Below are 11964 nucleotides of genomic sequence, written 5' to 3'. Positions count from 1 at the left end.
GCTCAACTCATGGTATTAGCGGGATAAACGGAATTCAGCTTTACCGTTTACCGTATATGGAGACAATGAAATCTGTTCTTGGTTTAGACTTAATGACACAGCCGTCGCATCATCAAGACGAATCTGGAATGGAGACTCACCATTTAAGGTTAAAGTCGATGCCTGACGACCCGTCGCTAAAACCTTCCCTGTTGCATCTACAATATGAACAGAAGTTGGACGGTTAAAGTTTAACACCAATTGGTCACCCACTGTTGCAGAGGTGTTCCCTTTCATAGGTAAAACTTCAACATTAGACTGATTTGCTTTTGGCAGCTCAGCATCTTCTTTGTTTGAGGTCCATTTTTGGACACCCATCACAATTAATGACACGACAGCAATAATCAAAATTGCAAGCAGTGCGCGCTTTAACCATTTTTTGTTACGATCACTATTAGAACCCGGTAATTTACCCATGATTTTAATTGGTGAGTTGTTTAAAGCATGATTTGGCAAAAGCCCAGTATCGTTTGCATAAATCTCATCAAAACGCTGGATAATTGCAGTTGCATCAGTATTTAAATACTTCGCATAAGAACGATAATAGCCTTTGATAAAAGTCGCTTCTGGCAAAGATTTATAGTCGTCTTGCTCTAACGCATTGAGCGTTTTCAGCGGCATATTTAAATCTGAAGATACTTGCTCTAATTCTTTTTTCTGAGAAACACGAATTTGACGTAAATACTCACCAGGACGTTGAATATTTCCTAAAGCAGAAGTCGGTAAGCTTGAGCCAGTTGGCTGCTGTGAATTAGGATTTATTTCCATACGGCCTCAGTACTATACTGTAATTGCAAATAACGTTGATATTCTGGACTTTCCGGGAATAAAGCACGTAACTGGTTTACTAAAACTTGCATTCCCATTTTATCCGCATTGGCTCGAGCCACTCTTAAACCAATCCAAAGTGCACGTGCACCCTGATTTTTCTGCCCCACTGTACGAACATATTGTTCATACATTTGTGTAGCAGCCGGAATCTGCTGCTGCAAATAAAAAATTTCTGCTAACTCTAACATTGAAATGTAAGATTCGCGGTTAGCAAGAAGTGCTTGTTTGAATGTTTTTTCAGCACTCGCAATATCGCCTAGTTTTAAATAAATTCGCCCCAGATTTTCTAAAGCCTGGTAACGTTGATCATAGCCTAATGTTGCACCAGCAATACGAAATTGCTCAATAGCATCATTATAACGCTCCATTTGGTACAAATACGTACCATAATTATTACGTGCCTGAGCATTGTCTGGTTCAGACGAAATTGCACGCTTAAAGTAATGTTCTGCTTTTTCTAAATTGGGTTTACTGCCTTCTTGTTGCAATAAAATACCCATCATCATATTTGCCGTTGCATCACGACTATCGACACTTAACGCTTGGTCAAGAGAACGCTTTGCAGAATCCAAGTCACCAGAACGAATGTATTCGGCAGCAAGCTGCGTACGCACTTTTACTGCTTTTTCCGGGTCCTTTTTAACCGTTTGCGAAGTCTGGCAACCACTTGCCAAAAGTGCAACAGCAACCCCCATACATAACATGATCTTCAACTTCGGAGTACTCAAAGTCTGCCCTCAATATTATCCTTGTGTACGTAAAATCTCTTGTCGTTGAGCCACTTTCTTTTGCCACTGCTCAGCACGACGCGTACGGTCAGCAACTTGGCCGACCAATTGTCCACATGCGGCATCAATATCATCGCCACGTGTTTGACGAATCGTACACACAAATCCTGCATCAGACAAAGTTTTTTGGAAAGAGATAATACGATTTCGACTTGAGCGTCCATATGGCGCATGAGGGAACGGATTAAATGGAATCAAGTTAATTTTACTTGGTAAGTTTTTAAGTAATTTAAGCAACTGCTGTGCATGTTCAGGTTGGTCGTTCACACCTTCTAACATGACATATTCAATGGTCACATGTTTACGCGCGCTTTCATTACCATCTTTGGCAATATAACGCTGACATGCCGCAATCAACTGAGCCAATGGATATTTTTTATTAATAGGCACAAGTTCATTACGCAATTCATCATTTGGCGCATGTAGGGAAATTGCTAAAGCAACATCAATATCTTTCGCAAGTTGGTCAATTTTTGGCACAACACCTGACGTTGACAAAGTCACACGACGTTTTGACATACCATAAGCAAAGTCATCGAGCATAATGTGCATTGAGCTTAATACAGCATCGTAGTTGAGCAATGGCTCACCCATACCCATCATCACAACATTAGTCACTGAACGCTCGCGCTCAGCAACAGGCACTTCTTCCATATAGGAATAGTTTGCCATCCAAAGTTGCCCAATAATTTCATCTGGCGTTAAATCGCGCTGGAAACCTTGCTTACCTGTTGAACAAAATGAGCAGTCCAATGCGCAGCCCACTTGTGAAGAAATACACAAAGTTTTGCGTGAACCTGTTTTATCTTCGGCAGGAATTAATACAGTTTCTACTAAAGAGCCAGAACCTTCACCTACGCGAAACACCCATTTACGTGTTCCGTCTTTTGAATAATGACGGTGTACCACTTCAGGGGCTTTAATTTCACAAATTTGTTCAAGCTTTGCACGTAATTTGCCTGAAATATTGGTCATTTCAGCAAAATCAGTAACAAAGTATTGATGAATCCATTTCATAACCTGACCGGCACGAAACTTTTTCTCACCAATATCTTCAAAGAATTTTTCTAATTCAGCACGTGACATGCCGAGTAAATTCACTTTTTCGGCAGCAGGCGATGCTGGCGTGGACGAAGATTGCTGCTGTCCATCAAGATTTTCAGATGAAACGACCACTGCAGAACTCATGTGTATTTACCTAAACCATGTCAAAAAAAGAATATATTGTTCAAGAATCAAACAATATGCTCTTGAGAGAATAAAAAAACCAGATAAGTAGTATACCACTTATCTGGTTTGAATGCTTTCGATTAACGAGTGCGTGGGCAGATCTCGTTGTCAGCAAAGAAGTAAGCAATTTCACGCTCTGCAGAAGCAACTGAGTCAGAACCGTGAGCAGCATTTTCATCGATGCTTACAGCGAAATCAGCACGGATAGTACCAGGAGCCGCTTCTTTAGGGTTTGTAGCACCTAAGATTTCACGGTGAGCAAGAACTGCGTTTTCACCTTCAAGAACAGATACAACAACTGGACCAGAAGTCATGAATGCAACTAAGTCACCAAAGAAACCGCGTTCTTTGTGCTCTGCATAGAAACCTTCAGCGTCAGCTTGAGAAAGGTGTTTCATTTTAGTCGCAACAATTTTTAAACCCGCTTTTTCGAAACGAGCAAAAATTTCACCGATGTGGTTTTTAGACACAGCATCTGGCTTTACGATAGACAAAGTACGTTCAATTGCCATGAGTGGCTCCTTTATTTTAAGATTTAAACTTTAAAAAATTTGCCGCATTATACCGATGTCATAGGCAATAATCAGCTTTGAATGTGTAAAAGTTGCGATTTTTTCTACTGTTTTTAGCGAACTTCATCCAACCAAGCCATTTGGATAGCTTCTAGCAATCCTTCGGTTGATTTATTTGGGTCATCACTGAAGTCTGGTAACGCACAAACCCATGCATGTAAATCGGTAAAACGAATCCATTGCGGATCAACTTCTGGATGTGCTTCTGACAATTCAATGGCAATATCAATCGTATCTGTCCAACGTAAGCCCATAGCGGCTCCTATCTGTTTAATCTGCTAAATCAAGAACTGTGTACTTTAGCAAATCCACAAACCTAATCGATAGCTTAAGCTGATAAAAATTACTGTTCGTTATAAAGCAATGCCCAATAATGGCGCGACAAAAATAATCAGACTTGCTACTGCTGCACCAATAAGTGCGCCCACAATCACATCACTCGGATAGTGAAGTCCAAGTACCATACGAGACAATGCCACAAGCACCATGAACGGCAACATCGCTGCAAGCAACACAGGTTGGATATACCCCAACACAATTGTCACCATGACAGCATGTAACGTATGACCTGATGGAAAACTAAAGTGATCGAGTGGTCTTTCACCGAGAACAATCACCTGATGTACTTGGTAAGGACGTGGACGCGTGGTTTTATGTTTTAAGAATTTATAAATTGCTGTTCCAACCGAACCACCAAGTAGCAAATAGATAATTTGCAAGCTATAAGTAATGCCCTGCATTCCCCATACAATCGCCAACATAAGGTACCAAAAAGGTCCGTCACCAGCACGGCTAATAATTTTAAAGAATAATGCCACACGTTGTGAATGAGAGAAATTATTGAGATATAAGCAGCCTCGTAAATCGAGATCGAGTATTTTTATTTTTGCATTCTTAAATTTCATGGTTGTTCTCCTATTTTAGGATACTTAGGTGAAGTCCGCCGAGGGTTCCTTCACTACCTGATAAAATGCCTGTTCTAATTGCTGTACCGGAAGTTGCCAACCGCTTTGCTGTACTTTATGACAGGCTTGTATGCCCATTTCTCTAAGTTGTTGTATTGAAGGAAGCTGATAAATTTGTTGTATAAAATGGTTCTTATGCCCAAGTGGGCTTAACCAACCGTTTACGCCATGTATTAAATACTGGTGTGCACATGCATAATCATACGCGATAACTGGCAAACCGCTCGCCATTGCTTCCAAAACTACGTTACCAAACGTTTCAACTTGGCTTGCAAATACAAAGACATCGGCACTTGCATATGCGACTGCCAAATCGTGCCCGCGCAAACTACCCGTAAAAATAACATTTTTCGCTTCAGGTAGTGCTTTTAATCGAGCAAGATCCGGGCCATCTCCCACCACAACCAGTTTAGTTTTCTGTTGCTGAATGTTTTGCATAGCTGCATAACTCTCAACGATCAGCTGGACTTCTTTTTCCGGTGATAAACGACCTACATACAACATGACACGTGTATCGGAATCAACGCCCCATTGCTGGCGTAAGTTTTCTGAGCGATGTTTTGGTGAAAACCGAGTAGTATCCACTCCTCGCCCAACAACGACTAGAGGACATGTAATGCCAAAACCGCGTAAAGCCTCTTCCGTATCTTTACTTGGAACACAGGTCACTTGAGTATTGTTATGGAACCAGCAAAGGTATTTTTGAATCGGCTTCACCAAAAAGGCCAAATCGAAGAACCTGCTAAAATCTTGAAACGGCGAATGAAAACCACTAGAGACCGGAATATCTTTGGCTTTTGCGGCTTGCATGGCTGTTAAACCTAACGGTCCTTCAGTCACAATATGTACGACATCTGGCACAAATTTTTCAAAAGCTTTTGAAACTTTTAAATATTGGGGCCAGCCAAATTGCAAAGTTGGATATTTTGGAATCGCTTGTGACATGACCAGACATTCTTGTTCTGGCAAAAAATCATGACATTTGGCTTTTTGCTCAGGTCGAACAAGTAGAATTTTATGCCCTTGTTTCTGTAAACCTTGGCATAACTGCAACAAAGAGAGTGCTACACCATTAATTTCAGGCGGCCATGTTTCTGTCACAATCGCAATTTTTAAACGAGGACGAACCAACTCGTGAAGTTGGTGCAATTCCTGAGTATTAGACAAATGCTGTTTTTGTTTAAAATAGAATTGGAAGCTTTCAGGAAGTTGCTGTTGTTTTAATAGTGCTGTCGCGTATGAGCCTTGCATAGCGCCATCCATCAGTATATTTATTTTCATGCTTAAAGATTAAGCAGCTTTCTTGACACTTTGATGATAAATGCATGACAGTTTACTGACATAAAAATTAAAAAAGCACGCTGAGAACAGCGTGCTTTTTCATAAAACAGACAAGAGAACTTAACGGTTCTGCAATTTCGCATAATCCATCAATACATTCGCAGCTTCATTTACGAACGTTTCTTCTTCTGGCAACGCAGGACGTTGATTAGCTTTCATTTTGGCACGAGATTCAGCTAAAGCATCTAGAGATGCCTGATAGCTTTCCCAGTTAGGGAAAGGTTTTTGACCTGTTGCTATACGACGTTCATTTTCAGCATCTAAAGTTTGCTTTTCTAAACTCAAAAGCTCTGCACGGCGCTTATCAATATCAAGCACAACTTGTTTCTGATCACTCGTAACCTTCGCAATTGCCGTACGTTTATTTAAATACTTAAACTGTGGATCAGCAGCAACACGTTGTTCCGAAAGTTGAGACAGCTTCGCTACATATGGCTGCACTGAACCTTCACGCTTAAATGGTGCAGTCGGAATCGTATCCCACTTCAACGCATTTTTCGATTTACGCTCACCAAACTCTTCGTTATAGATATCAACAAGCTTAATATCTGGCACTACACCTTTGTTTTGCGTACTACCACCCGTTACACGGTAGAATTTACGCTGAGTTAAGGTTGCTTGACCATATGCCAAAGTATCGAGTTGGACCTGAGCTGTACCTTTACCTGTGGTTGTACTACCAATGATAATGCCACGCTCATAATCTTGAATTGCAGCAGAGTAAATTTCACTTGCAGATGCTGATGCCAAGTTCACCAATACAGCGAGTGGACCTGTATAGATTTGCTGACCACCATCGTTGTCTTCAAATACACTTACATTGCCATTGCCATCACGAATTTGCACAACTGGACCTGACTTAATCACTTGTCCAAGCATACGTGCAACTTCTTCTAATGAGCCACCTGGGTCATTACGCAGGTCAATAATAATACCTTCAACTTTCTTGGCTTTTAATGCCTCAAACGCATTTGCAGTATCTTCAGAAACTGAGCGATATTGTTGACCGGCACGACGTGAACGATAGTCAAAATAGAACGATGGAATTTCAATCACACCTAATAGATGCTTTTTACCATCACGTGTCACTTCAACTGTACGTGAACGAACACCGGCATCTTCCTCTTGAATGACATCACGTACCAAAGTCACATTGCGTGCCTGACTCATTGATGCACCAGCACCAAGAAGCTTCAACGTTACTTTTGTGCCGCGCTTACCACGAATCAACCCAACAATTTCCGAACTCGACCAGCCGACCACATCGATCATTTTGCCGCCCTCTTGAGCGACACCAACGATTCGGTCTCCTGATTTCACTTGACCAGACTTACTTGCAGGACCACCTTCTACAATAGTTTCAATCTTGGTGTAATCTTCATTACCACGTTCTGGGCGAATCGATACCCCAATACCTTCAAGTTGTAAGGTTGTTTGGCGGTTCAGCTCTATCGCATCAATTGGCGGATAATAGTTACTGTGCGGATCATAAGTTGCCAACATTGCATTTAATGTTTTATCCAACACATCGTCGCTTTTCACACGACTAATTCTTTCAAGCTGACGCGTATAACGCTTAGTCAAAGTCTGAGCTGGCGTTAAATCTTCGGGGCCTGTTAAATCTTGACCATCAGCAAGTGAAGGGTTCTCTTTTAACGCCTTTTGTTTTGCCTGCTCTTCTTCACGGCTAATTGTTAAATTAATTAACTGAGAAACCAGCATTTTACGCCAGTGATTTTGCTGTTCAGCTGACGTTTTAAAATACGGTGCTTTTTCGCGATCTACTTCAATAAAAGTATTTGGCTGTTTTAAGTTTTGTGGTTTCTTCAACTCAGCAAGCATGAACTCATAAAACTGTTTTAAGCGCTCACGATATTGCTGGTGAATAGCAAATGGCCCAGTTAAATTCCCCGCTTTTAATGAAGCACCAAAATTTGAACCATAGAGCTTTTTATAGTTTTGAACTTCAGCGTCTAAAAATAATGAGTGGTCCGGATCAAGACTGTCTAAGTACATATCAAGAATACGGTTAGATGTGTTCGCATCCAGACGCATATTTAAATAATGTTGGCGGTCTACTAAAGTTGCCAGTTGACGAGCCACCAAGGCTTGCTCTTGCGTTGGCTGGATCGATTGAGAAACAGCAGCAGTATTGGTTGCTGCTCTTGCTTCGTTCATCGTATGAGAGAAGAATAAACCGCCAGTCGCGATTGCTACTGCACAAGCTATAGTTTGAAGTTTCATAAATTCTTAATACTTCCTTGGGTGTTCGTATCTTACACGCTCTGTTTTCGATATGAACTAAGCAGATTCAACATCTTAACCAACTAAATTGTTTATACCGTGTAGTTTTATCATATTCTGTACTGACAAAATGTAGCAAATCATTGCAAAATTCGCTTATTGTTTTTCAATCAAAATTCAAATGGAACCAATATGATTGGCGCGTTGATGCTGGACATAGCCGGCACAGAACTTACTCAAGAAGATATTGAACTATTACAAGCTCCGCAAGTCGGTGGCATGATTTTATTTGCACGAAATATTGAATCACCACAACAAGTCCGTGCTTTAACCAACCATATGCGCCAAGTTCGCCCAGATATTTTGATTGCTGTCGACCAAGAAGGTGGTCGCGTTCAACGTCTAAAATCTGGCTTTACATTATTGCCAGCCATGGGCCGTTTTGGCGAGCTCTATATAACTCAACCTCAAAAAGCACTTGGATTAGCTGAACAGTGCGGCTGGTTAATGGCGACTGAAGTGCTTGCAGTCGGTATCGATTTTAGTTTTGCACCGGTTCTAGACCTCAATGCGATTAGTGATGTGATTGGTGACCGTGGCTTCTCTAAAAATATCGAAGATATCGCTCCACTTGCTGGTGCATTTATACGCGGTATGAAAAAAGCCGGCATGGCAAATACCGGTAAGCACTTCCCTGGTCACGGTTCGGTAAAAGCCGATTCACATGTCGCAGCTGCAATCGATAGCCGTAGCTATGACGAAATTTATAATCATGACATGCAAAGCTTTATTAAGCTTATGCCTGAGCTAGATGCGCTCATGCCGGCACATGTGATTTACGATCAGGTTGACCCAAATCCGGCAGGTTTCTCACCTTTCTGGATTCAAGAAGTCCTTCGTAATCGCTTGAAATTTAATGGCGTACTTTTCTCCGATGACTTAAGCATGCAAGCTGCTTGTGTCGCTGGGGGTGCAGATGCGCGTATTCAAGCAGCTCTGGCAGCAGGCTGTGATATGGGGCTAGTGTGTAATGACCGTAGTGCAGCATGTACAGCACTCGATGGTATTGCAAACTTAGAGCTACCAAATCAAGAGCGTTTAGAACGTATGCGTGGTCGAATTCCACAAATCCAAGTTGGTGAAACTTTATCGCTTGGAAATGAATGGCAAGCTGTCAAAACAGCCATTGAAGAGTTTAAAAATTCGATTTAAGTTAGTAAAAATTTTAATTGGCTACAAAAACCTATTCACTATCTGATACGCGGTTAAGTCATACGCAACCTGCTCATCTGCTGAAGGATATTGATTGCTTCAATATATTTGATAGATGCAGAAAGTGAACAGGTTTTGCGTATGACAATGGTTTTGGTTACTTTTCCCGAAAGAAAAGTAACTCCAACTGAAAGTTCATCCCAGAATGCCAACCTAATTGACAGGACTCCGTCATGCAGGTTCATTCACTATCAATGCATTAGAACCTCTTCATTGTTATTAATAATGAAGTTCACACAAAAACAATAAATCGAGTTCAGGACGAATGACACAACACCTTTCAAAACACCGCCACATTTCTTTTACAGCCCACTATACAGGCTATATCTGGTATCAAATGGGGATCTCACATGAAGCACTTGCCACCAGCAAAGGAAAATCGTTGGCATATTTAGTTCACCCATTAGAATCTTGGGCAGAGAAATATGTCGGTGGCAGTATGCGCACGACGCTTAAACAGCGCCATACCATGCTTGATCATGATTTAGAGAAGTTAATTCAAGAAAATCCTGATTTACAGGTGCTTGAAATTGCCTGTGGTTTATCACCTCGTGGCTGGTGGTTTAGGCAGCATTATCCTTCCATTAGCTATCGAGAGCTTGATTTACCCGATATGGCTCAAACAAAACAAAATGCACTACAACAAATTGAAAAAAATGCACCTAAGGTTTTATCGGTCGATTTATTTACCGAAGCCTTTGCTCAAGCATTTGAAGTGTTTGACTCTAACCGCCCACTAGTTGTAATCAGTGAAGGTTTAATTAACTATTTTGATAAAGACTTATTAAAGCAACTGATCCAATCCATTGCCCACTATGGTGCTTCCTTTAAAAAGCTTTATTATTTAACCGACCTGTATCCTGAACCCGTTAAAAACAAACTTGCTAGTATTATCTGGAACAGCAGTAAATTACTTAAACTTATGTCTCGAAGCTCATTTAGTTTTCATTTTAAGACTCCACTAGAAGTGAAAGACTTTTTTAAAGATGCAGGCTTTAGTCAAGTTAACGTTGAACAACCGCAAATATTCTTTGGACAAGTTTCTAAAGACAGCGATGAAGAGCATTTAGGCGACTTAGTCTGGACTATCCATGCTCAATTAAAATAAAAAATGGAAGCCTCGTGAGTTTTGAGGCTTCCAAATCATAAAAGAATTAAACGTTAAGCTGCTTGTTTCTGGCGAGCAATGAAGCGGCTTAAACGGTCAGCAAGCTCAAAGCTACCATGTTTAAATAAGGCACGGACTCCTTGTTCAGTAGCTTCAAAAATTAAACACTCAATCGAGAAAGCACCCTCTTCATCTTCTAAATGTAAAGCCAAATCACGTGGGTGTTCATTTACAAACTCAAGCTGTGCTACATCATCTAACTTCAAATACATCCCAAAGAAAGTCACGTCAACAATCGTCACTGGCACCTCTGTTTCACATTCACGGTGGCTCAGTTTGGTTTTAGGCTGGAGAACTGGTATACGCTCTTCACCTCGGCGTTCCATGTTTTGCATTTGCTCACGCGTCATTGGAATAATGCCATCCAGATTTTGGATAGATTCACCTTTCAAAAATGAAGTGAACAAACTCATAGTTTCTTTACGACGCTGGAGCTGCGGCACATGGTCGGCGTTAGCAATCAGAGCAAATTCCATATTCGGACATTGCAAAGCAAAATTGGCATTTTCATGAGGCAAAGTAAAACTATCGTACTGCCCTGCTGCGACCAGTGTCTTACATTCTGGAATAGGTACATCTGTTAAACGCAAAAGGCGATTACAGTTAATTTCATAACGCTCTCGTTCAGTACCCGTAAATTCTGCCATTTGCCTAAAAAATAATTTTTTAGCTGTAGGCGACATACGTGTTTTATCTAATTTGGCATGATTCACCAAATATAAAATTACCGCTTGCCCGAACTCTTCCATACGATTTTCTTGCATGAGTTTGAGCGACTCTTCCAGAATCATCCGCCAACTTTTACGGGTCTTTTGCATGACACCCATTAAAATCATGCGGTCCATCAAATCTGGACGATGATAAGCAAAACAAGAAGCAACAACTGAACCCAACGACATTCCCATTACAGAAACTTTTTGAATTCCGACGATATCTAACCAACGTCCTAACATTTCTGACAAATCAGGTAGTTCTAATGTTCCAGCAGAAATTCCGGTATCTCGATTGGTAATTTGTTGATTTGCACCCATTGATGGCAAGTCAATTAGAATGACCGGGCCACTTTCAAATAGTTGTTCAACACAATATTTATACGAGTTAAAATTTTGAAAAGCACCACCAACAATCACAATCGGTGTTTTGTGAATCGTTTGTGGGTCTGCAATCGCCATGTATTCAATTTTCCAACCGTCAATCCATGTGGTACGAGCTGGCTGTTTAAAACTATCTCTATGGTAGATATCGAAAAACCCAAAACCGGCATAAGCTTGGTTTATCTCCGAATCCATTTGAATAATGGAATTCATATCCTTGCTTCCTCCTTGCTGTAATTTTTTTATGCTGCAAGAGTTCCTTCTTGAACACGTAATCTTTTATGCACAAATCTTTAAAATTTGTATTTGTTTGTATTGCACAATAACATTCTAAACAATTGTCTGAAATATACGCAATCGCTGAATTGACCGCTCATCCTGTTTAAGCCGCTAATAGTTTGCAAAATATTTAAATGTTTT

Annotated in this window: 11 protein-coding genes; 2 read left to right on the top strand and 9 right to left on the bottom strand. The window is 40.8% G+C overall.

Going from position 1 to position 11964, the window contains the following annotated elements; translation table 11 throughout:
• Positions 1-15 precede the first annotated feature (15 nt).
• The 8 genes from KNQ97_RS06265 to KNQ97_RS06230 all read right to left on the bottom strand — a co-directional run bounded on the left by KNQ97_RS06265 (position 16) and on the right by KNQ97_RS06230 (position 8010).
• A complete protein-coding gene (locus KNQ97_RS06265) occupies positions 16-807 on the bottom strand; it encodes a RodZ domain-containing protein (protein WP_000405163.1) in 792 nt (263 codons plus the stop codon).
• A complete protein-coding gene (gene pilW, locus KNQ97_RS06260) occupies positions 798-1598 on the bottom strand; it encodes a type IV pilus biogenesis/stability protein PilW (protein WP_253611983.1) in 801 nt (266 codons plus the stop codon). Before pilW ends, KNQ97_RS06265 begins: the two co-directional genes overlap by 10 nt.
• A gap of 15 nt (positions 1599-1613) precedes the next feature.
• Entirely contained in the window at positions 1614-2846 is a 1233-nt protein-coding gene (rlmN, locus tag KNQ97_RS06255) for a 23S rRNA (adenine(2503)-C(2))-methyltransferase RlmN (protein WP_000093084.1), read from the bottom strand.
• A gap of 122 nt (positions 2847-2968) precedes the next feature.
• On the bottom strand, positions 2969-3400 hold the full coding sequence (gene ndk / locus KNQ97_RS06250) for a nucleoside-diphosphate kinase (protein WP_000963851.1): 432 nt from the start codon (positions 3398-3400) through the stop codon (positions 2969-2971).
• A gap of 113 nt (positions 3401-3513) precedes the next feature.
• Positions 3514-3714, bottom strand: a complete 201-nt coding sequence (iscX, locus tag KNQ97_RS06245) for a Fe-S cluster assembly protein IscX (RefSeq protein WP_000524329.1) — start codon at positions 3712-3714, stop codon at positions 3514-3516.
• Between the two features lie 99 nt (positions 3715-3813).
• The gene (locus KNQ97_RS06240) at positions 3814-4365 is read right to left on the bottom strand and encodes a phosphatase PAP2 family protein (protein ID WP_000669565.1); all 552 of its coding nucleotides are present in this window, start codon (positions 4363-4365) and stop codon (positions 3814-3816) included.
• A 24-nt stretch (positions 4366-4389) separates the two neighbouring features.
• Entirely contained in the window at positions 4390-5688 is a 1299-nt protein-coding gene (locus tag KNQ97_RS06235) for a glycosyltransferase family 1 protein (RefSeq protein WP_085940557.1), read from the bottom strand.
• A 138-nt stretch (positions 5689-5826) separates the two neighbouring features.
• Positions 5827-8010 (bottom strand): carboxy terminal-processing peptidase, encoded by a 2184-nt coding sequence (locus KNQ97_RS06230; RefSeq protein WP_075400734.1) that lies wholly within the window; start codon positions 8008-8010, stop codon positions 5827-5829.
• 192 nt (positions 8011-8202) lie between these two features.
• Here KNQ97_RS06230 and nagZ point away from each other — a divergent pair, with 192 nt between their 5' ends.
• Positions 8203-9222, top strand: coding sequence for a beta-N-acetylhexosaminidase (gene nagZ, locus KNQ97_RS06225; protein ID WP_253611982.1), 1020 nt, complete (start codon positions 8203-8205; stop codon positions 9220-9222).
• Between the two features lie 325 nt (positions 9223-9547).
• Positions 9548-10390: a class I SAM-dependent methyltransferase gene (locus tag KNQ97_RS06220; protein ID WP_000191939.1), complete on the top strand. Its 843-nt coding sequence runs from the start codon at positions 9548-9550 to the stop codon at positions 10388-10390.
• Positions 10391-10443: 53 nt separating this feature from the next.
• Here KNQ97_RS06220 and KNQ97_RS06215 read toward each other — a convergent pair whose 3' ends face one another.
• Complete coding sequence (locus KNQ97_RS06215) at positions 10444-11757, bottom strand: alpha/beta fold hydrolase (protein ID WP_017816405.1); 1314 nt, start codon at positions 11755-11757, stop codon at positions 10444-10446.
• Positions 11758-11964 lie beyond the last annotated feature (207 nt).

The sequence above is a fragment of the Acinetobacter sp. UC24323 genome (genome assembly GCF_024151445.1).
Taxonomy (GTDB): Bacteria; Pseudomonadota; Gammaproteobacteria; order Pseudomonadales; family Moraxellaceae; genus Acinetobacter; species Acinetobacter baumannii.
This window is presented reverse-complemented; position numbering and strand designations above follow the sequence as displayed.

Coding starts and splice junctions, on each gene's coding strand:
- KNQ97_RS06265 (WP_000405163.1), bottom strand. CDS start 807: ATGGAAATAAATCCTAATTCACAGCAGCCAACTGGCTCAAGCTTACCG.
- rlmN (WP_000093084.1), bottom strand. CDS start 2,846: ATGAGTTCTGCAGTGGTCGTTTCATCTGAAAATCTTGATGGACAGCAG.
- nagZ (WP_253611982.1), top strand. CDS start 8,203: ATGATTGGCGCGTTGATGCTGGACATAGCCGGCACAGAACTTACTCAA.
- iscX (WP_000524329.1), bottom strand. CDS start 3,714: ATGGGCTTACGTTGGACAGATACGATTGATATTGCCATTGAATTGTCA.
- KNQ97_RS06235 (WP_085940557.1), bottom strand. CDS start 5,688: ATGGATGGCGCTATGCAAGGCTCATACGCGACAGCACTATTAAAACAA.
- ndk (WP_000963851.1), bottom strand. CDS start 3,400: ATGGCAATTGAACGTACTTTGTCTATCGTAAAGCCAGATGCTGTGTCT.
- KNQ97_RS06240 (WP_000669565.1), bottom strand. CDS start 4,365: ATGAAATTTAAGAATGCAAAAATAAAAATACTCGATCTCGATTTACGA.
- KNQ97_RS06230 (WP_075400734.1), bottom strand. CDS start 8,010: ATGAAACTTCAAACTATAGCTTGTGCAGTAGCAATCGCGACTGGCGGT.
- KNQ97_RS06215 (WP_017816405.1), bottom strand. CDS start 11,757: ATGAATTCCATTATTCAAATGGATTCGGAGATAAACCAAGCTTATGCC.
- KNQ97_RS06220 (WP_000191939.1), top strand. CDS start 9,548: ATGACACAACACCTTTCAAAACACCGCCACATTTCTTTTACAGCCCAC.